Below are 23,652 nucleotides of genomic sequence, written 5' to 3'. Positions count from 1 at the left end.
CCCCTGGCTCAGTCTGTAATTGACGCAAACGGAAGCGATGTTTTCCGTGACGTCCGGAAATAAAATCAGTACCTAAAACAAGAAAAACTAGACGATATACCGCCGGATGGAGGTGCCGCCAACTCTGTTGGATGGAAATATCATCCAACAGGTAGAACGTAGCAATGATTTTTTTAGCTGTGTGTTTTTACTGCCTTTTAGGGACAGCAAGCCACTTGACGAAATAGAATTTCGCCGCAGAATTTAATCAATTTTTTTATTATACATTGCGAATATTATGTATAGTTGAGGCTGATGAAATGGCAATAATTGAGATGTGTAAATAGCTATTAATTTCTTTGTTTTTACTTATCTAATTGTATGGTATGGGTTTTTATTTGAATCGCTTTTATTAAAAATGCTATTATTAAGTAGTCTGGTAATAATGAATGAGTAACTTATTTTTCAATTTCATTGAAAGATTATTTTTATCGGTTTTTTATTTTTAATCATATTGTTAGATATGAATGAATAACATTGAATACTGAACAGTGGTGAAATAGATGAGACCGAATAACCTATTCTTTTCAATACCTAATAAATATATTACAGAAGGATATTTTCAACATTATTTACCATCCACGTATAGCTCTCCTGAATGCGTATCCGCAGCATGGTGACTTTCAGGAATCATCATGTTACCTGTTTGTATACGGATGTGGTGGTATCATCTCTATTCAGGTGGCAGAAAATGAGTGCGCCACGACAGGCCAGCGTTACAGGTAAATAATTATTTTGAGTGCAAATCGAATTTCATCCCCGTCTCTCCCCGTGCTAAAGCTTCTCGCGCTTGCGACAGCCGCATTTCTGACCTTACTGACTGAGATCATGCCCGCTGGGCTCCTCAGTTCGATCGCTACCGGTCTGGATGTTTCCGAAAGTCTGGCTGGTCAGTTCATTACCGCATTTGCGCTGGGGGCGCTTTTATCCGCGATTCCCGCTACGGCGCTGACGCGGGGAATGCGGCGCAAACCCCTGTTACTCGTTGTGATTAGCGGATTCGCCATCGTTAATGCGGTGACTGCGGTTTCGGATAACTACGTTTTATCACTGGCCGCCCGTTTTGTTGCAGGTCTGTTCGGCGGGGTGGTTTGGTCGATGCTTGCCGGGTACGCATCCCGTATGGTTCCTCGTTGGTTACTTGGGCGTGCTATCGCTATTGTCGGCGCGGGCTCTACGGCCGCGTTGGTTCTCGGTGTACCGATTGGTGGCCTTCTCGGGTCAGCGATCGGTTGGCAGGGGGCATTTGGACTTGTGTCGGTTATCGCGGTGCTCCTCGTTGTTTGGATCGCAATTTTTGCTCCTGACTTCCCGGGTGAATCGGCCGATAAACGGATATCGCTGCCTCAGGTCGCCGCCAAGCGCGGTGTCGGGGCGACGCTTGCGCTGATCCTCACTTATATTGTCACGCACAACATTCTCTATATTTACATCGAACCTTTCCTCGTCGCTTCTGCCATGGGTGACTGGCTCAACGGCGTGCTATTCATTTTCGGAGCCGGTGCGGTTTTTGGCCTTGTGTTGTCTGGCATCATCGTCGATGGAAATCTAAATCGTCTCGGCCCTGCCGAAGTTATGTTATTCGCCGCAGCGACGCTACTTCTGGGCCTTTGGTCCGATGTTCAGGTCATTTTGGTTCTGGCCGTCTTTATGTGGGGAATCTCTTTCGGGGGATTCTCTGTCGTCACGCAAACGGCAATGACCCATCTTTCGTCTGATGCCGTAGATGTCGCACAGTCGATGTCTACTACATCATGGAACACCGCTGTCGCGGCTGGAGGCGTTATTGGAGGATTACTCCTCAGCAGCGCAGGTCCGGGCGCATTTCCATGGGTGATGATTGGGATATTGACGCTATCATTCCTCGTTGTGATTCTGGGTGTTAACCGCGCGCTGACGGCTGCTAAACCCGCGCAGGCCGTCTCCACCCAAAACGATTCCTTAATTTCGAGTAACCAACATTTATGAAATACCGCCACTTCCTGTTTGACCTTGACGACACGCTGTTAGACTTCAAAGCCTCTGAGCGGCTTTCGTTCGCACGCACGCTGACACACCTTGGCGTCGATATTGAAAATACCACCCTGTTTGCAGACTATCAGCGCGAGAATTCTCAACTATGGAGTGAATTCGAGAAGGGGGAAATCACCAAAGATTTACTGAAAGTAGAACGATTCCGCCGCACGTTCTCTCTGCATGGCATCGATATCGATCCTCACAAAGCGAGCAATCTCTATCTGGAGTGCCTGCCTGAGACCGTGGTGTTGGTGGATGGCGCGGTTCAAATCTGTGAAGCGCTTGCCGAGATCGGTGAAGTTGGCATTATTACCAACGGCATTGAGTATGTGCAGGCGAAGCGAGTGGCGAACTCGGGGCTGGCAGACTGGCTCACGTTTGTCGCCACCTCTGAGGCTTGTGGATTCGCCAAGCCGGATGCGCGCTTCTTTGAGTTCTCAGCCAACAAATTCAGCGCATTTGAGAAAACCAAGGCAGTCATTGTAGGCGACAGGCTCGATGCCGATATTCTTGGGGCTAACCTGTACGGCATAGACAGTTGTTGGTTCAATGCAAACGGAGCCGCCAACGATTCGGATATTGCGCCAACCTACGAGGCTGCAACGCTACAAGATGTCTTCACGCAGATCGGCGCCAGGTCTTAAGTCTGTACCACGCAGTATCGACGACAATCACTGCTACCGACTCGCTTTGGGTTGTCGTCGGACTTACCTGTTAATCAGCGCAAATTCTCAGTAATCGCAGACCATGAATACCCGGTCGAAGCGTTGAGCGGCAAGGTCTGTGCGATGGATGATGAAGTTCAGTATGCCGTCATCCCACTGGAATTGCCCATCCAGACAGACCTGAAACAGCACCAGCCAGTCTTGTGCTTCGCCACCCAATTGCTGTGCTGCCTGCAACTCTGGTAATTCATGCTGGCTGAAACCACAGCCGTTGACTCGGGCAATACCCTGATATTCAGGCAGCGGCTCATCTGGCGGAAAGCCCGATGGCAGCATGTCGTTCTCGGTCATCCAGGCCAGTTGCTCTTCAGTCGCTTTACTATCAGGTAATAGATTGAATGCCCCCAACTGCCGCAGCTTCCAGGCATAATATTGTGCAAAGCCAAGGCGGGATAGCGCATCGTCGTATTCATCATCATCCAGTGCTGCCTGCTGTTCCAGACTCATGCGTGAGCAGAGTATGGAACCAATATGAGGATTTTGGCGTAATGCGTAAAAACTGGGTACGGTAACGCTGGCTCTGGGATGCAGTGTAAAGGCGGGCTTTTGCCCGAGGGTCTTCTCGTCATTGAAAGCCAGTTCGGCAAAGCGTTTTCCACTGCTCAGGCTTGCCGTGTCCTGCACATAGATAACTTTCCCTCTGGTCGTCAAAGGGCTACTTCCGCATTCCAGAAAGAAGAATAACGTGCCTTCGCGTGGCAAATAGCTCTGCAATGGGGCTAAATCACGGCAGTCTAACTGCGCAATAAATTCCAACGGTACACGATAGGTCTGTGTGACGTCGTCTCTGGGAAAAATGCAGACTTCTTCTTCGTCATCACCAGCTTCCCAGCACTCTTCGTACGCGAGCAGGGTGTCCTTGGCGACGTTGACACAAGGGTAAGGAATATCGACAGGTAAATCTGGCAGGCCGCCGAGCCGATGGTTACCCAGCCCTGAGTGATCGTCTTTTGCGCCATGATAGAAATCGATGCTACTGCGTAAAGTGCCAGATACGGCATAGGCGATAGGCGTGATGGCATCAGCCGAGAGTAATGTGTTCATAAGATGCTGGCGCTGTGGAGAATGTTCAGCCAGCAACGGGAGCAGGGCAGGATCTAGCGTTATAGGAGGGTAGATTGGTGTCTCTACGATGCTTCTCTGCTTTGTTTTCACATCGTTGCCCTGTGTTGTTGCCGTTTCTGCTCCCTTCGCTTGCAGGTGGCTGTGATATGCCGTTTCTGGTGTGGCAGTGACAATTCGCAGGCTGCGCAGTGCGGCTTCCATTGTTATGAAGTGCGCTTGTTGCTGCTCCAGCGGGCAGTATCCCCCTGCGAAAAGGCAAACCGTGTCGGTTAAGCGGATAAACGCGAACAGGTAAGCAAAGCCGTAAATCCCTTCAGCTGTCATTAACAATGCGCTGTCGTTTTCAAGGGCTAACGTTTTTTCTTCAAGCCAGGTGAGTTTCCCATAGATTTTTCCACAGAAAGAGCGGTATTGCTCAGCTTGTCCCGTTTCTGTTTTGTGTAGTAAGTCTCTATCAACCGGATAAATATCCAGCACGACGAGGCTGTCGTCAGTAGGATACTGACCGAGCGCACCCTGTCCGATTTGCTCAACGGAAGTGAAATTCGGGGGGAAATCTATAGATAAAACATCCGTGTGTATGATTGGCATGGCAATCCCTAACGCAGAAAAATATCGCCTTTGATGTGGTTTTTTATGATGCCACATTTGTCTGCCCCCGCAAGAGTGCGATGTCCTGACTGCTGGTGACTTTGCATCACTCCTCACTCAGCGAAGGCGGTGCGTGCTCTTTTCTTAATACGCCTTGTAGGCCAACAAACAACACGCCGATGAGTAGCAATATGGCGATGAGGCTGTCGTAACCGTAGAACGTCATCGCAGCACCGGATAATAGGGGGCCGCTGATGCTGCCAGCAGACCACACCAGTCCCAGAAGGGAATTCATCACAATCAATCGTTGACCAGCGAACCGCTGACCTGCCCGAACGAGGGACAGGGTATAAAGCCCACCTGCTGCGGCACCCAATATGATGCAGACGGTAGCAAGAAGTGCAGGAGAGGAGAACGAAAAGGTGATGCATATCAGCATGACACAGAAAAGAATGCCGCAACTGATGTGGATTTTCATGATGCCGCATTTGTCTGCCAGCCAGCCAATCGGCGTCTGAAATACGGCATCACCCAGAAAGATGAGTGTGACCAATAAGATCGCAGATTTTTCGTCCAACCCTTGCGCCATGCCATAAAGTGGAAAGAGCGACAGTATGCTGGCATCGAAAAAGGAGAAGCAGAGTACGCCAGAAGCAATCGCTGGGAGAAAAGGGATAAGGTCCCGATAAGACGCAGAGGACGGTTCATCCGCCCGAACCATATTGGCGCAATTCCTCAGCATGAACGCACATGTGGCGGAGATGCCACCAATCAGCCATAGCGCATACGTTTGAATATTCTCTCCAGCGGCAATAAGCAGCGGTCCTATTAGCTGACATCCTGTGAAAACGGATGCATACAACCCCGTCAGTGTTGCTTTGTGTTTGTCAGAGGCTCGGCTGGTGACCCAGGTTTCTCCCAGCACCACAAGTATCCCTGAAGCGAGCCCGGTTAGCAGGCGGGGTAAAATGAGTGAAACAGGGTGTGACAGTAGGAATGAGGCTACGGTTGATATCGCCAGAATGATCAGGCTGCCGGATAACAGATATCTGGCGTGCAGGTGGCGGCTGAGCCAAGGGGTAACAAAGGATGAGAGCATCATTCCCGCCGCCGGGAGTGCAGCCAGAATACCGAGCGTCGTCGTGCTGTGCCCGTGTTCTGCCAGCTTCAAACTGATTAGCGGTAGCGTGTATCCAGTGACCAGCCCCACGAGGGAGGCGGCAATAATCATGTTCAGTGTCGTGAAATTAGCTCCACGGGAATGTGCTGTCATTGTGCTTCCAGTATGGGGGTTAACAAGGTTCTTCAACCCCGGAAAGGCAGGTAGAAACTTCCTTCATGAGCCAGGTATGAAACCGTGCGTATTTTTCATTTTGCTCAAGAGGGACGGGCGATAGCAAGTAATAAGCAGAGCCATCCCGCGCAAATCCATACGGTGCATGCAATTGTCCGTTTCCAATCTCATCTTGCACCATCAGGAAAGACGCCATCGCCATGCCTAACCCTGAAACCGCAGCCTGAATGCACAGATAAAAATGCTCATAGTCCGCTCTGGTAGTGCCTTGGAGGGAGACGTGTGTCTGTCGCTGCCACGTTGCCCACGCTCTTGGTCGCGTTCCGGTGTAGAGCAAACGCATTCCCTCCAGGCTGTCTTGGCGCTCGGCTTTATTGCGACTTACTGGCCCCATCCATTCGTCACATACCTTTACCCCATGCGTTTGCGGTTCCCAGTGAAAGTCGTCACGCCGCAGCGCGAGATCAACGCCGCTACGCACAAAATCAATCGGTCCACCCGCAGCCACCAAATGAAGTTTGATATCGGGATGCGCCTGATTAAAAGCAGGCAGTCGCGGAATCAGCCATTTCATGGCAATCGTGGGTTCGCATGACAGCGTCAGTACATCATCCTGCGCCGCTTGCTGTAACCGATAAACCGCGCCTTCGAGTTGCTCGAAGACGGCCTGCGTGACCGTATGCAAAGAACGGCCCGCCGCGTTTAAAAAGATCGCCCGGTTACGTCGTTCAAACAGTTCAACGCCTAACGCGTCTTCCAGCAATCTAATTTGTCTGCTGACAGCGCCGTGCGTGACATGCAAAGACTCGGCGGCTTTAACAAAGCTACCTGTTTGTGCGGCCGCTTCAAAGAAGCGAAAAGAGGCTAACGAGGGAAGTTTCATATACACGATGAAATTTGACAGATTTACACCAAGATAAATCGCTTTTTTGACACATGCAAACGCTGAATAATCAAACTGCGCTTCAGCGTAAATACGTGTAATAGACTAAATAATGAGAAAATATTGTAGGGATGGCATCGTTAATCACCGTACTACATCACTGACCGCTGTATTTCTCTGTTAATCCACCTGTCTTCTATCTGTGCAAAATCATCGTAAAAATGATGGCTTGCTGAGCAAGGAAAATGTTAATGAATGAGTTAATTGCCGTCGCGACGATCACTATTTTGGCGGTTATCAGTCCGGGACCTGATTTTGCGATGGTAACCCGCAACAGCTATGCGTTTGGCTCGCGCACTGGGCTACTCAGCGCGTTTGGCATTGCCTGCGGCGTCCAGATTCATGTGATGTATACCGTTTTTGGCATCGCAGTATTCATTGTTAACTCCCCGATGATGTTTATCGCGATGAAGATTTTGGGGGCGTCATATCTGATTTATCTGGGATATAAATCATTAACCAATACGATAAAAATAAAATTAGAAGAGTCATCCGGTCATGCGCCGTCATCACTGGCTGCGTTCTGTATGGGGTTTTTCACCAATGCTCTTAACCCGAAAACGATGCTGTTTGTCGTCGCCACCTATACCCAAGTCGTGCAGCCCGACAGCCCAATGAGCCATAATTTTGGCTACGGGTTATTCATGTCGGTGGCGCACTGGGTCTGGTTCAGTATTGTTGCGCTGTTTTTTGCCGCACCGGCTATGCGTCGCCGGTTACTCGAGCGTCAGCATCTGGTCGATAAAGGGATCGGCATTGCCCTGATCGTGTTAGGTGCTTCTCTGGCGTTTACCAACATTGCTCTCTAGAGGTCGGGATGGCGAAATGATGAGAGGCGCTTCGAATCCGGTAGCCTGTACATAAATAAATGGAGGATCAGGCAAGAAAACAGTCGGAATGCTATACCTGTTTGCTGAGGGGATTTAGGAAAATAGTCTGTTTCTCAACAGAAAAGGAAATAGCCATGCTTGTACACGCGTATGGAGCCCATGCGGGCGACAAACCTCTTGAGCCGTTGAAGATTGTCCGACGTGCGCCAGGAGCTCACGATGTTCAAATTGAGATTGCGTACTGCGGCATTTGCCATTCGGACCTGCATCAGGTGCGTGCTGAATGGGCAGGAACACAGTTTCCCTGCGTTCCCGGCCATGAAATTGTTGGGCGGGTGTCTGCGGTCGGAGCGCATGTTTCCGCGTTTAAGGCTGGCGATCTGGTCGGGATTGGCTGCATTGTGGACAGCTGTCGACACTGCGAAGAGTGCGATGAGGGTTTAGAGAACTACTGTGATGGTATGGTCGGCACGTATAACGGTCCGACAGCGGATGAGCCTGGGTGGACGCTTGGCGGCTACTCTCAGCAAATCGTCGTGCATGAGCGCTATGTGCTGCGTGTTCGTCATTCTGAAGCGGAGCTGGCTGCCGTCGCCCCTCTGTTGTGCGCAGGAATAACCACCTATTCACCGCTGCGGCATTGGAATGCAGGGCCGGGTAAGAAGGTTGGCGTTGTGGGGATCGGCGGGCTTGGTCACATGGGGATCAAACTGGCACATGCGATGGGAGCCTATGTTGTTGCGTTCACTACGTCTGAATCTAAACGCGATGATGCAAAAGCGCTGGGCGCAAACGAGGTTGTGGTTTCTCGTCATGCTGAAGAAATGGCTGCGCACGCAGGCAGCTTCGATTTAATCCTCAATACCGTTGCCGCACCGCACGATCTGGACGCGTTTTTGGTCCTGCTGAAGCGAGATGGCGCGCTCACGCTGGTCGGTGCGCCTGCGTCACCGCATCCTTCTCCCAACGTGTTCAATCTGATCATGAAACGTCGTACGGTGGCGGGATCGATGATTGGTGGCATTCCTGAGACGCAGGAGATGTTGGATTTTTGCGCTGAACACGGGATTGTGTCAGACATTGAGCTGATCCGCGCTGATGAAATCAATACAGCCTACGAGCGGATGCTCAAAGGCGATGTGAAATACCGCTTCGTCATTGATAACGCCACACTGACTGCCTGATTAGCCTGAGTCCCACCGCACTTGTTTTCCGGTGCCGTGGGATTGTCACCGCGTGAGCATTCGCGCCTTCTTTGCACCATGAGAAAAGCCAACCCATCGTCATTTCCTGTCACCAAAGACGTGCAGATGCGGTACTATCCATTGTTACACCAACACGTTGATTTTCCTTCGCTATCATAACCAAAATACCATTTTAAATAGACGGTTATCTTGGTTTAGCTCTCCCGCTCTCTTCGCTACACCTCACTGCTATGGCGTAGCGAGGAAGGCAAAAATAGCATGCGTCGTGCTGCCTTTGGCGGTTGGTAAACACGCATCAATACTATTTTTTTGGCAATGTTTCACCTGCGATAAAAAGGAAAAAGAAAAATGACGGATAAGCATTCAAACGAAACCGGAGTATCACCACAACACGACCTGCCTTTGCGGGATGAATCGCTTAAGGTCATCAGTGAATGGTTTGACGCGCTGGAGAAAAGGGTCGGTGTTGATAAGATCGTATCCCGAACCACACTGCAAGCGGGTATCTATAACGATGTAGTACTGGATTATGCGCCGGGCCGGACGTCGATATCCTCTGAATCGAAAAGTGACGCTGATGGGCTGTCGCCCGGTAGCCGAAAAGGGGAATTGAGTGTGGCGCAAATTGAGGAAGATGTAGTTCCTGCGCTGGCTCAGGCTATTGCCCTGCGGGTTGAGAAACTCGCAGATACTGCGGTGATTGACTATCGGTTTTGCTTCCGTGCCGTGTTTCCAGCAACGGAAGGTCGCTTGCTGATTACGCTATTTACGTTCACCAACGAGGCAAAAAAACGGCAGCTACTCGAGTCTATTCACGCTTATATCGATCGGCACCTTACCCATGGCAGTGCACCGACAGAAGAGTTGCAAACCTTCTTTCTGGCTCGTCACCTGCTTGATGACCAACTCTTTCCCTCGCAGGATATCCGCTGGATCGTAACTCAGTTTGAACACATTCAGCAGCGAAACGCAGGGCATGCGGAATTGTTGGAGCATCGGCGCAGGATTGTCCGCGCATTAAGGACGTGGGTCGATCAGCAATTTTTGTTGCGCTATTGCGATGTGTCCAAGCCCGAATATTTCTTTGAACCGGATATCTATACCCTCAAGCCTGGTATTGCACTGGATGTACAGGAGGCACAAACGCTTCACCCCGTTGAATTAGTGCTCTATGCGGCAGTCATGATTCTGCGTTATGAACCTTCCTACAGCAAATCCCAGGCGCTGGAATATCTGGATATCGCAAAGCAATTGGGCTACTCACGTGCGGCCAGCATGATGGAAGAGGGAAGCGGCACGTTTGAACAAGAGCAGATCAACCTGAAGAATGAATGGGTTGAATGTGTAGCGAATGATGTGTTTTCTACCATCACGGTGCGTATTCGTCAGGAAAGCGCCGAAGCGTATGAACAGGCGCTACTTTTCATTACGCGTTTACTGGCGCTTGGTTTTCCAAAGAGTTACAAGATTGTTCTGAAATCGTCGACGCGACAGTACCTTCCCGTCAAAGGCGTGGCAAAATCGGATACCCATCGCTTTTTTGCTAACGCGTTGCAGTATGCATCGACCTACCCGTTTCTTGAGGATTATGCTCGTGCTGCGATTGAGAAATTTGAATGGTACGCCGATTCGGAAGGCGAAAAGTGCAGTATGCCGGGAAGCTATGCGGTATTTGGGCTGGGGCTGACCGATGCAGGGTATTTCCCGCTCGTAAAAGATTACATGGAAAGCGTGGATGACGAGCACCAATCGGTGCACGATGGCTTCATCCGTGCATTTTTCGATAAGCATGGCGTGACGGTACAGAACGTGGCGACACTGGTCGCCTGTCTGAGCCATGCGACGGAAAGCCTCAAGCTGAATATGCTGCCTGCGCTAGAAAATGATGCCTTGTTTGAACAGTTGGTTGAAGAGGTGCGGAAGCGGGAACCCGCGGTGATAGAACATATTTTGTATCTCATCTGGGGCAATGCCAAGAAGCTCGCCGCACTGGTGAAAAAATCGGAAGCGAAGCGCGGCAAGTTATTGACGTCGCTTATTCAGGCTTCTGCCGAATCCTAAACGTAATGATGATAACGCAGGGCGAGAACATATGTGCCTCACCCTATGACGGAGCGTATTGATGACCGCTATTCTGCTGCTGGACTCGCGTGCTGATGAAATCGGCCCTGTTTTAAATCATGGGGCACCGGAACTTGAGCTGAGGCTGTCAAACGGTACGGCAGAGCAGGCCGCGAGCTGCCCAATTTGGTTGGGGGAACCAGACACCGCAGCGGCATTGCTGGCTCAGGGAGCCAAACCGAAATGGCTACAGTCTACCTGGGCAGGATTCAAGCCGCTGTTGGCCGATGGGTTACCGCGAGATTACCGTTTAAGCCGCGCCGTTGGGGTGTTTGGGCAGCCGATAGCAGAATATGTGATTGCCTACATGCTCAGGCATGAGTTGCGTCTGGGGGAGCGGCAAATCAGCCAGGAAGAGCGGCGTTGGGATCACCGCCTGCCGGGATCGCTGGCGGATAAAAACGTGCTGATCGTTGGTGCGGGAGAGATTGGCTGTGAAGTCGCAGGTTTTCTACGGCCTTTTGGCGTTGAGCTATATGGCATCGTCAGTACGCCAAGGCATCGGCCTGATTTTAAAAAGATGATGAGTTTGGCAGAGCTACCTGTCGCGATACCGGAGGCCGATTATGTCATCAACCTGCTGCCAGACACGTCGGCGACCACCGACATCTATAATGCCAATCTGTTTGCCGCGATGAAGCCTTCGGCGCTGTTTATTAATGTAGGGCGCGGTAGCGCGGTAGTCGATGATGATTTACGGGCGGCGCTATGTGATGCGCAAATTGCAGGCGCGGTACTGGATGTATTCAGACAAGAGCCGCTACCGTACAGCCATCCGTTCTGGAATACGCCGAACCTGACATTGACGGCACATATTGCCGGACCGATGGTGCCGGGGCTGATGGGGCGATTATTTCTGGATAATCTTGCTCGTTTTTATGCTGATGATGTACTGCGCGGAGAAGTGGATTTTAGTCGTGAGTATTGATCGCTTAATTAATTACCGTCATATACCCGTCATACTTCAAGCTGCTTGTGCGTTGGCTGCCCTTGTTACTCGGCTCATCCATGAGCCTCGCCCCGTTGGGGCCGCTGCAAGCAGCGTTCAAATCTGCTCCCGGCAGATTTGTCACCCCAGTCACTTACTTGGGTAAGCTCCTGGGGACTCGCTCGGTTGCCGCCTTCACGCAACTCGAATTATTTAGGGTGTAAATTAATGTTTAAAACAATAATTACATATAAAAACTATTGTAAAGAATTCTGAAAAATAACCGTTAAGACTATAGCAGGGCGAAATAATGTTACCTTAATTTAGTCCGCTCTCAACCCTACGGTCAGGGTAAATCCCCTTATTTTAGCGGCCTCCAAGATAAGCAAATAGCAAGACCTATATTCGGTGCGGTGGATCAATTCAACCGAAATCGTGGTGGCTTTTATAGTCGTTTGGGGGCGTATTGCGCATACACCCGAAGACATAATTAGCATATTTTACAGTGCACTGGTGGCCCAGCTCAGAAAGATGTTGGTGCAGGAGGAAAAAGCGTTACTCATGTCACATTGAGCACATTTGCAGGGAAACCTTGTCACACAAACATAAAATTATGACACACAGGAGCAAATGGTATTATGAATAGTATTTCTACATTTGGATCGCACACAGTGGCATATTCAGGGCAACGTAATCTAGCGGTGAATAGCCAGACTGAAAAACAGAATGTCGCGAGTAATAACGGCGCGTTAACGAGGGAAACCATTGGGCGCCAGGTTGTAGAGATAAGCCCGGAAGCCCTCGCTAAATTTCAGGCTTATGCCGCAAAGCAAAAGCTGGACGATACGACATCTGAGCAACTCAGAACCGCTGAAGGTGCGAGAGTCTCCCAACCAGGGCCTCTTAGTGAAGAAGAACAAGCCTGGCGAGTGGAAGCAATGGCGTCTGGCAGCGCCAAAATATACGCCGCCTATCTAAAGAAGATAGATGATGCTTGGGGTAACCTTTCTCCGCTAACGAAGCAAATGGATCAAACTTATGCGTCTTTCTTGGATCAGCTTGCTGAAGATCACCCTGACTTGAAGGACGCATTTTTTGGGTTTAGCGTGAATAAAGATGGAACGCTTTTTGTAACGCAGGCGGAAGGCTTGGATAGCGAACAAATTGATCGTTTGGAAAAAGCGTTGAATGGCTCCGATGAATTAGTCGCTTTGGCCAATGATTTGGCGGATGCCCAGATTGAGGTGTTTAATGCGCATGATGGATTTAACACCCAAAAAACGCTTAGCCGAGATAATTACGGTGAAACCATCGATATGGGGGTTGATATCCTGACAAGACACCTCGCACGTTCCGCCCCTCGTGATGGGACTGCTGCGGCGATCCACCAACGGAACTGGGATAGCAACTGGTATAACCAAATATAATTAATAATATAAGGTTCCCGAGGCGCTAAACGGTGTAATGAAAAACCGCAGATGCCTGAGTGGTTGGCCCGTGGAAGCTGGTCCAGAGCTTGCTTCCACTGCTTGGTACTGGCTGAAATCGCGCGGAGATGTTTTTCAGTGAAAAGGACTTGCCACGCTAAGTTGATTGGTACATAATGCTGGCCGTTGAACTGATGATTTAGTAAATAACGATTAAATTCATTAAGTTACGCGCACTCTAACAGGGTTTATGCATTCTGATTTCGATAGGTTTTGCTGAAAGCAGAAGAGAGTAAATCCGATTCTATGCGGGAATAGCTCAGTTGGTAGAGCACGACCTTGCCAAGGTCGGGGTCGCGAGTTCGAGTCTCGTTTCCCGCTCCAAAATCTTTCATCGTATTTTTCCAATACCTTCCAATACCTTCCAATACCTTCCAATACACTGATATTAGGCTGTACCGCCTATTATTCATCCTTGTTAAATATTGATACCTCTAAGACTCTTTTAGACACCGGTTTTCCTACGGTTAAGAACATCGGCGTAGCCGAAGATTAACGCTAGCTTAGTTGAGTTCTTGGCATGTTGTTCAGAAACGAGCATCGAACGCGGCTATTTCATATTATTCCAGAGCGTATTACCTGTCTTAAGAAGATCCAGCATCATCATTGGAAGTCCCTGTACAGGATTTCCATCGATAAGGTTAAATCCATTCTTTAACCCGGTTTCGGTGACGAAGAATACCCCATCGATATTTCGAAAGTCTGGTTCCTCAGAATGCAATGTAATCTCGCTGGAGGTTTCAACAATGAAATTTTGATTTCCAGACTGTGTATAGACAGAGAATTTACCAGAGAAAGACTGACCTTCATTTACCGCCCCCTGACCGAAAGTGTTCACAACTTCTTCCAGGAATTCAAAATTTGTTTGATGATCGAACGAAAAGCCAGGGTCGAGCACATAGCGTAAAAATCCCGAATCCAGTGATGTTTTCGCGATCCCATCACCAGTTAGTATGCGTGCGGCTGTTGCAGTATCCGTTTCGGTAAATTTAAAGGTCTGCATGTGCCCACTGGTATCATATATTCCTCCGTTATTGACGTTGGCACTTACGCCCCCAAACATACGATAGTCACCCAAATCTCTCGCCAGAGCGTCCACATACCCCAAGTCTGTTCCTTGTTGTTGGCTCTGAGCGTACAACTCGGACAACATACTGCGATCCTCATTGGTGAGGAAGTTAACAGAGGACATCTGCATCGTCGCTTCGGTTAATTGTGTCTGCACTGACGGGATAGTATCTGTACCACCAAACAAGCGAGATATCATCAACCCTTTACCACTTATTTGAGCCTGTTTGGTCAATAATATCTCATCCTGCGCGCTATTTACCTGTGCAGGCAAGGGGCGAACTGTTTTTTGGTCGTCGCCTGATATATTTTTCATCTGAGCGTATGCCGCTGTGGATGTATTGATAATCATAATGGAAATTTCCCCTTGCCTGTTTTTTAAAGGAATCTCGAAATATATCGCTATCGTCAATTAGAACGATGTGAATAATTAATTAGGCTAATAAGTATATTCCCAGGTAATACTCTCTTTTTGTAATGGGTGTAGATTCTCTCCGGGTTTTCCCGTAAGTTTGTGCTGAATTTGAATTCGTACACCGTGGTCAAAACGTAATTCATTGAATTGAGAGGTTGTTCCAGATGTACCTTTAGGGACAATAATACATTTTGTTGGTGATGTCTGATAAGGTTGATAATAACATATGTCGACACTTTCAGTATATGCAGTGGGGTAGGACGCTACGCTATAATTTACCTGGGTCAGCTTCTTAGTTTTGCTCAATGTTCCAGAGGGAAACTTTGTTGCACTCGCATAAAACTGGTTCAACGCAGGGGTACTTGAGCCATCGGAATAAACAAATCTTATTTGTGCTGATAGTGGTGTTTCACCGATACTGCCAGTGGCGGCCATCAAAGGGAACGCTGCTACACTGGCAGCAATTAGTAGGGACAAAGAAACGAATTCCTTCTTCATAATTTCTCCTGGGTATTCTTACGTTTTTTTACGCATTACAGCGCTTTTCTGCATCAGGCATCATGGTGGTATTTTTTGCTATCGATATCAGGATGTCAGTCTCTTGACAGCCTTGTTACGGGGCAATAAACGTCCAACCATTGTGTCAGCAGATCCAGTACTTTGTTAACGGTTCCTATATGACGATTTCCTTCCAGCCAGTGTATTACAGCGAGGTTGGGTGCCCTATACGAATTCCGCAGTCACTATCCATTATTAACGGAATAAGAAAAGTAAAATTTAATGTTTATAAAAAATAAATCTAACCGATGAACATTAAAGTGTGTCGAATGTTGTTTGCCTATAACGGTGCTGATTTCTCCATAATATATATCATTCATGTCTGTGATTAGACTGTGATTTTTTAATTGATGTTGGTATTCAATAGTATGATCACGGTAATTATTACTGTGATCATCGTTTTTTCTGTGTGTGTTTTTATTTGTTGCGGTTGGTTTTTATTATTTCTGATGCTTTATGATGTCGACGAGTTTATAGGAAAATAAATTAAAGTTTTTTTCACCTTTGCCGTTAAATTTCACAAAGATTAACGTTATTTTTTTAGCGATCCTCTGGAATTATGGTGGGGGAAGTAATATTACGTCGCCACTGGAATGGATTTGTGGCGCAGATTCAAGGTCTGTGCCGCATCTGAGCTGGGCGGATGTTCCGTCATACAAGCAAAAAAACATTAACACATGGAGAAAAGTGCGATGACTTTTAAAAAGGTGCTTCTGGCTAGTATTGTGACTTCTATGTTTGCTGCTGGAGCGGCTTATGCTGGGCCTCCAGTGACTGTGACTTTCAAAAATTTGGGCAACGAAACCGCGACATACAAAGTTATTACTAACAATGAAGTCAGTACTAACGCCAGCGCCAGCCCCAAACCCGCTACGACTGTTCTTGCGAAGGGATCTGATATTTATCGGGTTCAGAATGTCATCAGCCCTGATGCTAATGCCGCAATTGTTCGTTATACCATGGGCAGTAAAACGTGCGTATTCGGTACTACCTTCGTAAATACCATCATTCCTGGCGGCCTTTTTAATCCTGGCGGCCCTAAAAAGGCGCCAAAATGGAATAAATCAGCGGAGGGGAGCGGTGGGGCTGTCTGTACTGCAACGATTACTTCACAGAGCTTATCCACATATGCGTGGAATGTTGAATTCACAATGAAATAATAAGTAGGCGATGTATTTTTGCTGATAGAGGCGAGAGGTCGCTTTTTTGTATAAAACGCATCGCTAGCGCTATTGTTATGTATGTCATGGGGACGTCATGCATCATTGACGTCCCTTTTTTGACTCGCTCAGCTTTGCTGGTATAGCACCGCGGTTCGCTCAATGTCATTGCATCGCTGCTTTTAAATAGGGGCAGATTATGGAAAAAATAAATTCACTTGATGCGGTATCCAGCCGTTATATGCCGGCCAATACGGTTGGAAAAAGCGCTGTTGATGAAAAGGCTATAGCATCGGCTCAAGAGAATAATGCAACAGCGACGAACAATGAGAGTACTCAGGTATCCGCACTCGCTCGTCAGTTAAGCGACGCTGCTGTTCGGGCTGTCGCCCGAGATGCAGGAACCGATCGTGATGGTTTAGGGGCGATCGCCAGATCGGTCACTGAGAAGCTGTTAGGCGCGAGCTATGATATGAACAAAGTCGCTCATGATGCCGAAGTGCCTAAAACAGAAGACCCCGAGTTATTAGCTAGGGCCAAACAAGCGACCCGTTTCGTGAATGGTGATGGTGCAAATCCGTTCAGGGGGATGTCCCGCGAGCAGTTAGCGTTGATCGCCTACGATGAAAGTGGTGATTTCACCGTCAATGAAAGACGTGCGGCCTGGATGGAGTCTTATGATCAAGAGCAGCAGTGGAAGCGTGCAGCGATCGCCAAAATGGATGAGGAGTATAACCGTACTGGACAAGTCTCTTCTGATACATTGTCAGAGATTCTGAAGCATTACAAATCCTTACCAGCAATTGAAGAAGCACAATTGCCGAAAGGATACGATGCGCAGCTATTGTCTCAGATTCAAGCTTCGGAAAGCGGTGGCTTACCTCAGAGCGTAAAGAACTTGCAAGCATTTCTGGATCGTATGACGGAGAGTTTGGCTTTTCCTAAAGCATAAACAGTAGGATAATCCGATTCATGTGATGCTCTAGGGGATCGGCAAAGAGGCAAGGATGTCTGATGCAAGAATAACGGACCTGATCTGTTTACAAGCTATTTCACACACCTACAGTACCGGTGCTTCTTCTCAATCGGTATTGCATGATATTTATCTATCCATTTCTGCCGGACAAAGCTGCGCTATTGTTGGCGCATCGGGTTCTGGCAAAAGCACTTTGCTCAATATCATCGGTTTACTCGATCAGCCCGTTTCTGGGCGTTTACTGCTTGCTGGGCAAGATATGACCAAGGCAAGTGCTGATGAACGTGCCATCATGCGCAATCAGGTCATTGGTTTCGTCTTCCAAAGTTTTAATTTGCTGCCGCGTCTGGACGCGTTGGATAACGTCGCACTGCCTTTGATCTATCGTGGAATGTCTCGGCAGGCTGCTCGACAAGCCGCGCAAATACAGCTGGCGCGCGTTGGTTTGGCCGAGCGAACCCATCATCGCCCTGCTGATTTATCTGGTGGTCAACGCCAGCGGGTAGCTATTGCGCGCGCACTGGTTGGTGAGCCAGCACTTCTTCTCGCAGATGAACCGACCGGCAACCTTGATAGCCAAACGGCTGATGACATCATCACGCTATTGCTGGCATTGAACCGCGAACAAGGGACGACGTTAGTGATGGTGACACATGATGAAGGTATCGCTTGTCGTATGGCTCGGTGCATTCATGTGCGGGACGGTCGAATCCATGAGGTGAAGCATGTCTGACCGTCGTTTACGAATGCAAGCGTGTCAGACCCGACAATCTCACTATGGTCCTTCGCTGCAACAGCGTCTGCTTGAGCCATTGAACAGTCTCATTCTTCTAGGGCGGCGCGCCGTTTTGGCCCTGCTGGGGATCGCGGTAGGGTGCGGTTCTGTCGTTGCGTTACTTAACATCGGGCACAACGCGGAAGCCGAAGCCATGGGGGTATTCAAAGGCATGGGCAGCGACCTGCTGGTCGCGGCCGTACAGAATCGGGTGGGGAGTCATGCTATTGGTTTGGTTCCTGCGGATTTGGATATCCCCGTTTTGCGACAAAATTTGCCTGATATTAAAGCGGCAACGGCTCTCATTATTACTGCGACTGAGGTGCGATTGCGCGGCCGTTCGTTTACCGGCATGGTTGTGGGGAGCAGGGCTGAATTGTCGGAAGTCTTAGGATTAAAGCTCGCACAAGGTCGCTACCTGAGCGATTTCGATGCACAAAGTACTTACATCGTGTTGGGGGCGAATGTCGCGGAACAATGGGTATCGCAGGGTGGCGTGGCTGCCTTGGGTGAACGCGTGCAGGTGGGTGGATACTTATTTGAGATCGTAGGAATCCTTCAGCCGCAGGGGAACAACCCTTTGGTTCCCGTCTCAGTTGACGACTCTATCCTGATGCCGATCTCTGGTATGCGCCGTGTCATGCCAACACCACAAATCATCAGCGTGATTGCACGTAACAGCAGCAGCGACACGCTGGTACAAACGGGCTCGCAGCTAAAGGATTATTTGGTGTCTCTGATGCCGAAGGTGGATATCGATGTGCAAATCCCACGGCAGTTGCTGGAGGGGATGGCGCAGCAATCACGGATGTTTTCATGGTTGCTAGCGGGGCTGGGAGGGATTTCCCTGTTGGTCGGTGGGGTCGGGGTGATGAACGTCATGGTCATGAATGTGTCTGAACGACGTCGTGAAATCGGGGTGCGTATGGCGTTGGGCGCGCGACCGCGCGATATTGCGGGGCTGTTTTTATTGGAGGCCGTTGTGCTATCCGCTTGTGGAGCCCTGATCGGGGCGGTGTGTGGTGTCACGGCTGCGTGGCTGTTTGTCTTTTTTTCCGATTGGTCTGCTTTTTCACTCTCGGTATTGTCACTTCCCCTCGGTATTGGCAGTTCATTGGCGATTGGCCTGTTTTTTGGGCTTAGTCCAGCGATAACAGCGGCTCGGCTTGAACCTGTGCAGGCGCTACGCGATGCGTAAATCTCTCCTATGTTTACTGGTTTTATTTTCTGCTCATGAAGGGTACGCGGAAACTGCTTTGAATCCTTCTCAGGCGACGCGGCAAGGGCTGGCGACCATTAGCGTATCGCTAAATGCGCAAACTATCGATCTCACGCTAAGCGATGCCATTTATCTTGGTTTGCGTGACAATCGCGCGATCCGCAGCGCCTATCTGGATCGTATCTCGCAGAAATTTGATCTGCGTGTCGCGGAGGATCGTTTTACTCCCAAATTGTCGCTGACGGGTAGCTATCTTTCCAATCGCAATCAAAGCGATCGCTATCGGCAGGGCAACCTGACGCCAACATCGACATTGCTCACGCCTTATGGCACCCGCTTCAGCCTAGGCTGGACCTACCGCCACACGCAGGCTGATAACGCAGGGTTATCGCGTAACGATGGTGCCAACATCACGGTGATTCAGCCTTTGCTTCGTGGGGCAGGTAAAGATGTCACTACCGCGCCAGTTCATATTGCGCGCCTGACTGAACAACTCAATCGTCTGACGCTGAAATCTACGGTCTCGCAGACTATTACGCAGATTATCGCTGCCTATCGGGAACTTCTACGTTCACAGGAGCAACTGCAAATCGCTCGTGATGTTCTGGCGCGTGCGCGCCAACTGGTTGACGTCAACCGTGCGATGATTGCCGCAGGGCGTATGGCCGAGTTTGAAATTGTGCAAACCGAAGCTGAAGTTGCCACGCAGGAATTGGCGTATGAGGAAGCTAGAAACCAACTGGATACCGCGCGGCTTGCGTTGCTGCAACTTCTGGCGTTGGATTTAAATACGCTGATTGTGGCAACGGAATCCATGCAGGCACAGCGCGTTGATGTCAACGCTGCGCAGGCGTTGAAACAGGCTGAAGCCTCTCGGCCTGCTTACCTTGCACAGATTATCGCTAACGAGCAGGCGTCGCTCAGTCTGGCGGTTGCACGTAATGATCGCCTGTGGGATGTCTCGCTAGTCGGCGGCGCGAGTCAGGTGCGTGACCGTGCGGCACAGAATAGCACTTCACGTACCTGGGAAAATTATGTTGGTGTTCAGGTGGAGATCCCCATTGGCGATCTGAGTACCCGTCAGGCTGAGGTTCAAGCGCGGGTCAATGTGCGTAATCAGTACATTCAGTTGGATGAAGTTAGGCAGCAGCTTGAACGTGATGTTGCCAATGCGGTGCGTGATATCGGGACACGCTGGCGGCAGTTCGAGATTTCTCAACGTGCACGAGATCTGTCGCGCCGTAAGCTGGACATTGAGCGAGAAAAGCTCACGGTTGGCCGTTCCAGTAACTTTCAGGTGTTGAGCTTCGAGAACGATTTACGCAACGCGGAAAATGCCCGTCTCAATGCGCTCATTAGCTACCTTAATGCGCAGGCTGAACTGGATGAGACGCTGGGCACTACATTACAAAGCTGGGATATTGCACTTAATGATTAGACATCGCTTTCTATCTCGACTGCGTCGGCGTCACTATATTGTCGTGTCGCTGATTGTGGCGCTTGGTGTGTTTATGTGGCTATTGACTGGACGTTCGGGCGAGCAGGAAAGCGTCCCTCAGGGGCAATGGCTACCCATTCAGCCTCAGCGATTGGAAAATCAATTAGGGCTGGTGGGACGAATTCAGGCCGCGACGCAGACAACGCTAGCGGCTCCTTTTGAAGGCGTTATCCGTGAGGTACTGGCGCGTGAGGGGCAACGCGTCGAGCAAGGGCAAACATTACTGGTACTGGACCCCGGACAAATTGAGATTCAGCTCCGTCAGGCGCAGGCTGAGTTGCTCAAAGCACAGCGTGAGGTGCAGTCACTCAAGCAGTGGGAGCAAAGCTCTGAGGTATCGCGGGCGCGGCGTGCGGTAAATTCAGCCCAGTCAACGTTTAGCAACACGCAGGCCAATCTTCGGGATACACAGGCGCTGTTCGAGCGTGGCATTGTTGCGCGAATGGAAGTGGATACGTTAAAGCAGCAGATTCGTACTCAGGAGCAGGATGTTATCGCGGCGCAAGAGGAGTATCGAACGGTGTTAGCACGTGCGAACGGTGAGGATCGCAAAATAGCGGAGATGGAACTGACCAATGCACAGGTTCGTTATCAGGCGTTGGCGACTCAGGTTGAACGGCAGAACGTCAAGGCACCGTTCAGCGGTTTTGTGGTACGGCCCGCTATGCCGGATAACGGCAAACCTGTGGTCATCCAACCTGGCTTACTCGTCAGTCAAGGGACACCGCTGTTTGGTGTTATTGCTCAGGACCGTTTTCAGGTGGCAACCCGGGTAGAAGAAACGGACCTGCATCAGTTACAAGAGGGGATGGCAGTTAACGTGACCGGGGATGGCTTTGCCGGGCAGACGCTGGCAGGCAAGATTGCTTCGATTGATATGCAGGCCGATGCTGCTGATATATCAGGCAGCGGTGCTTACTATGATGTGGTGGTGTCGCTTGATACACCGTTGGCAGACTTAAAGCAAAATATTCGACTGGGAATGAGCGCACGGCTGGCTATTATTGTCTATCGTAATGAGCAAGGTATCGCTGTGCCTGCACAGGCCGTGCATACCGATGAGCATGGCGATACCTATGTCATTTATCGCCAGACTGCCGATGCATCACCAAAGAAAACCAACGTAACGCTGGGGAAAACCGTGACGCAGGGCGTAGAAATCTCTGGCCTGGAAGCTGGTGAAGTGCAACTCCCTTAATTATCACCGTAAGCGTGTTGATGGCACCAGAAACGGTAATTGTGAGTATGGCGGTTGCTATTTTTTGAGCCGGAAGTGGGTGTTCAGGAAATTAGCACATGCTTGCTATTGGTTTCCCCCTGAACACCCTCCTCGAAAATTGACGACTATGGGACTGTTTATTCGGCTTATTCAGCCTTTCCCGTCGTGGTGATATGACTTCCTATCTGGACATTACGCGGTAAAAGCAAATCGAACAGACTGTTCAGCGGATGCGCATTTTTTCCTGGCTCACCGGTTACAAAATTGTAATCCATTGCTATCAGATGATTGAGCCGAGATTCGTAGTTGGCGGGAGCCTGTACCTGTTCGATGAGCGGTAAGCTTTCATGGTGTTTCAGGACGAGCTTGAAGAATTCTGTTTGTTTAAACTCCCCCGCGTTCCATTCTTGTTTGCTCTGTGCCACGACCCAATGGCTCCAGGCACTTCCCTGTTCACTCGACTCGAGTAATGCCGCCCTGCGCTCGTTGACGGTAAAGGTCTTGCTGTCGTCATAAGTAATAAGCGCGAGCTGATCGCGGGATAGCCCTTTAAAGGGGTTTGTACCGTGGCCATTCGCGAAATCGTTAGCCTGTTTGGCACGAGCGAGCAATTCGGGATCGTCAGTGGCGGGTAATTCTTCAGCATGTGTTTTGTGGCTGTTTATGTAACTGACGCCAGCCAACTCCTGAATAACAGACTGTGCATACGACGCCAGTTCGCTACGGCTATGACTGGCATCCCTTGCTTCTGCGCGTGCTGCGGCAGCACTCAACTGGCGTGCCAGTGACGATACGCTGCTTTTATCTTTTATTGTTGATTCAGTTGATAGCACAGGTGATGCCGTTTTATTTGATGTGTCACCTGTTGCCGCAGATGAGTGGGTTTTCACTGAGTCTCGAATATCAATGTTTTTGGTGGTGGGGAGGTTATTTAGATTAATCATCGTCAGTTTTCCAGGTAGCAGGCTGATATCCGATTTACTCATGTAATGCTTCATCTGAGTGGTCTATCTCATTGTGATTTCAACATCTGAGCCATAAGTTGTGACACGGGCATAAGTGACTCGTCGATCGCATCAAACACCATGACTTGGTGTTGTACTCTTCGTCTAGAGTGGGATTTTATTCCCCAGAACGTATTTGGCGGCATCTGAGACTACAGCCTTTCATCCTTAACCATAAAATTCAGAAAACCATCCTATGGTGATTTTTAAAATCGGCAAGTTATGTAAATAACTTTAATTACTTATGGTTATGTTGGCGTGGGTTTGTGGTTCATGTTGATATATTAAATTCACTGTTTTTATTACCTTGTTATTATTTAATTCCAGTGATTATTTTTTAATATCGTTTCATTCGTATTTATTGCTCATAATGAGAGGCGATTATTCTGAATGAATTGAGCGTTAACGTAATCCGTTCATCTGCCTTTTTTCAAATAAATAAACGACAGTGAGGTGACGATGGTAAGGCGACGTAAAGCGGTAAACGCTTTTCCATCGCCTTACGTTGTCATTGTA

19 protein-coding genes and 1 tRNA gene are annotated in these 23,652 nt (G+C 49.3%); 14 read left to right on the top strand and 6 right to left on the bottom strand.

The genetic code is table 11. From position 1 onward, the window contains the following. The first annotated feature begins 810 nt into the window (after window positions 1-810). Entirely contained in the window at window positions 811-2,007 is a 1,197-nt protein-coding gene (locus EDI29_RS06140) for an MFS transporter (protein ID WP_277751447.1), read from the top strand. Further along, complete coding sequence (locus EDI29_RS06135; protein ID WP_137740167.1) at window positions 2,004-2,699, top strand: YjjG family noncanonical pyrimidine nucleotidase; 696 nt, start codon at window positions 2,004-2,006, stop codon at window positions 2,697-2,699. Before EDI29_RS06140 ends, EDI29_RS06135 begins: the two co-directional genes overlap by 4 nt. 87 nt (window positions 2,700-2,786) lie before the next feature. Here the strand turns inward: EDI29_RS06135 and EDI29_RS06130 are convergent, their stop codons facing one another. The 3 genes from EDI29_RS06130 to EDI29_RS06120 all read right to left on the bottom strand — a co-directional run bounded on the left by EDI29_RS06130 (window position 2,787) and on the right by EDI29_RS06120 (window position 6,613). Next, the gene (locus tag EDI29_RS06130) at window positions 2,787-4,436 is read right to left on the bottom strand and encodes a DUF1963 domain-containing protein (RefSeq protein WP_137740166.1); all 1,650 of its coding nucleotides are present in this window, start codon (window positions 4,434-4,436) and stop codon (window positions 2,787-2,789) included. Between the two features lie 106 nt (window positions 4,437-4,542). Beyond that, on the bottom strand, window positions 4,543-5,709 hold the full coding sequence (locus EDI29_RS06125; RefSeq protein WP_137740165.1) for an MFS transporter: 1,167 nt from the start codon (window positions 5,707-5,709) through the stop codon (window positions 4,543-4,545). 19 nt (window positions 5,710-5,728) lie between these two features. Then, on the bottom strand, window positions 5,729-6,613 hold the full coding sequence (locus EDI29_RS06120) for a LysR substrate-binding domain-containing protein (protein ID WP_137740164.1): 885 nt from the start codon (window positions 6,611-6,613) through the stop codon (window positions 5,729-5,731). Between the two features lie 251 nt (window positions 6,614-6,864). Here EDI29_RS06120 and EDI29_RS06115 point away from each other — a divergent pair, with 251 nt between their 5' ends. The 6 genes from EDI29_RS06115 (at window position 6,865) to EDI29_RS06090 (ending at window position 13,568) form a co-directional block, all read left to right on the top strand. Continuing rightward, window positions 6,865-7,482 carry a LysE family translocator gene (locus EDI29_RS06115; RefSeq protein ID WP_137740163.1) on the top strand — a complete coding sequence of 206 codons (618 nt, stop codon included), beginning with the start codon at window positions 6,865-6,867 and terminating at the stop codon, window positions 7,480-7,482. A gap of 155 nt (window positions 7,483-7,637) precedes the next feature. Continuing rightward, window positions 7,638-8,687 (top strand): NAD(P)-dependent alcohol dehydrogenase, encoded by a 1,050-nt coding sequence (locus tag EDI29_RS06110; RefSeq protein ID WP_137740162.1) that lies wholly within the window; start codon window positions 7,638-7,640, stop codon window positions 8,685-8,687. A gap of 369 nt (window positions 8,688-9,056) precedes the next feature. Beyond that, a complete protein-coding gene (locus tag EDI29_RS06105) occupies window positions 9,057-10,769 on the top strand; it encodes a DUF6138 family protein (RefSeq protein WP_137740161.1) in 1,713 nt (570 codons plus the stop codon). A gap of 61 nt (window positions 10,770-10,830) precedes the next feature. Continuing rightward, on the top strand, window positions 10,831-11,757 hold the full coding sequence (locus EDI29_RS06100) for a D-2-hydroxyacid dehydrogenase (RefSeq protein ID WP_137740160.1): 927 nt from the start codon (window positions 10,831-10,833) through the stop codon (window positions 11,755-11,757). Between the two features lie 638 nt (window positions 11,758-12,395). Next, a complete protein-coding gene (locus tag EDI29_RS06095) occupies window positions 12,396-13,184 on the top strand; it encodes a hypothetical protein (protein ID WP_137740159.1) in 789 nt (262 codons plus the stop codon). A 308-nt stretch (window positions 13,185-13,492) separates the two neighbouring features. After that, window positions 13,493-13,568 (top strand) — tRNA-Gly (locus EDI29_RS06090). Window positions 13,569-13,794: 226 nt separating this feature from the next. Here the strand turns inward: EDI29_RS06090 and EDI29_RS06085 are convergent. Both EDI29_RS06085 and EDI29_RS06080 read right to left on the bottom strand, forming a co-directional pair. Continuing rightward, window positions 13,795-14,664 (bottom strand): hypothetical protein, encoded by an 870-nt coding sequence (locus EDI29_RS06085; RefSeq protein ID WP_137740158.1) that lies wholly within the window; start codon window positions 14,662-14,664, stop codon window positions 13,795-13,797. 87 nt (window positions 14,665-14,751) lie between these two features. Then, window positions 14,752-15,225, bottom strand: a complete 474-nt coding sequence (locus EDI29_RS06080) for a hypothetical protein (protein ID WP_137740157.1) — start codon at window positions 15,223-15,225, stop codon at window positions 14,752-14,754. A gap of 752 nt (window positions 15,226-15,977) precedes the next feature. On the opposite strand from EDI29_RS06080, the gene EDI29_RS06075 reads away from it, so the two are divergent. From EDI29_RS06075 to EDI29_RS06050, 6 genes are all read left to right on the top strand, one after another. Then, window positions 15,978-16,445 (top strand): hypothetical protein, encoded by a 468-nt coding sequence (locus EDI29_RS06075; protein WP_137740156.1) that lies wholly within the window; start codon window positions 15,978-15,980, stop codon window positions 16,443-16,445. Window positions 16,446-16,644: 199 nt separating this feature from the next. After that, complete coding sequence (locus EDI29_RS06070; protein ID WP_137740155.1) at window positions 16,645-17,397, top strand: hypothetical protein; 753 nt, start codon at window positions 16,645-16,647, stop codon at window positions 17,395-17,397. Between the two features lie 55 nt (window positions 17,398-17,452). Continuing rightward, window positions 17,453-18,154, top strand: a complete 702-nt coding sequence (locus EDI29_RS06065; protein WP_137740154.1) for an ABC transporter ATP-binding protein — start codon at window positions 17,453-17,455, stop codon at window positions 18,152-18,154. Further along, window positions 18,147-19,394 carry an ABC transporter permease gene (locus tag EDI29_RS06060; RefSeq protein ID WP_137740153.1) on the top strand — a complete coding sequence of 416 codons (1,248 nt, stop codon included), beginning with the start codon at window positions 18,147-18,149 and terminating at the stop codon, window positions 19,392-19,394. Before EDI29_RS06065 ends, EDI29_RS06060 begins: the two co-directional genes overlap by 8 nt. After that, window positions 19,387-20,853, top strand: a complete 1,467-nt coding sequence (locus EDI29_RS06055) for a TolC family protein (RefSeq protein WP_137740152.1) — start codon at window positions 19,387-19,389, stop codon at window positions 20,851-20,853. Before EDI29_RS06060 ends, EDI29_RS06055 begins: the two co-directional genes overlap by 8 nt. Then, window positions 20,846-22,111 carry an efflux RND transporter periplasmic adaptor subunit gene (locus EDI29_RS06050; protein ID WP_137740151.1) on the top strand — a complete coding sequence of 422 codons (1,266 nt, stop codon included), beginning with the start codon at window positions 20,846-20,848 and terminating at the stop codon, window positions 22,109-22,111. The genes EDI29_RS06055 and EDI29_RS06050 overlap by 8 nt, the downstream gene beginning before the upstream one ends. Window positions 22,112-22,278: 167 nt before the next feature. On the opposite strand, the gene EDI29_RS06045 is transcribed toward EDI29_RS06050, so the two are convergent. Next, window positions 22,279-23,118 (bottom strand): hypothetical protein, encoded by an 840-nt coding sequence (locus EDI29_RS06045; RefSeq protein WP_395303154.1) that lies wholly within the window; start codon window positions 23,116-23,118, stop codon window positions 22,279-22,281. Between the last annotated feature and the right edge of the window lie 534 nt (window positions 23,119-23,652).

Source organism: Pectobacterium polonicum (genome assembly GCF_005497185.1).
GTDB lineage: Bacteria > Pseudomonadota > Gammaproteobacteria > Enterobacterales > Enterobacteriaceae > Pectobacterium > Pectobacterium polonicum.
Note: the sequence above shows the minus strand (reverse complement) of the source record. Positions and strands in the feature narration are given on the sequence as shown.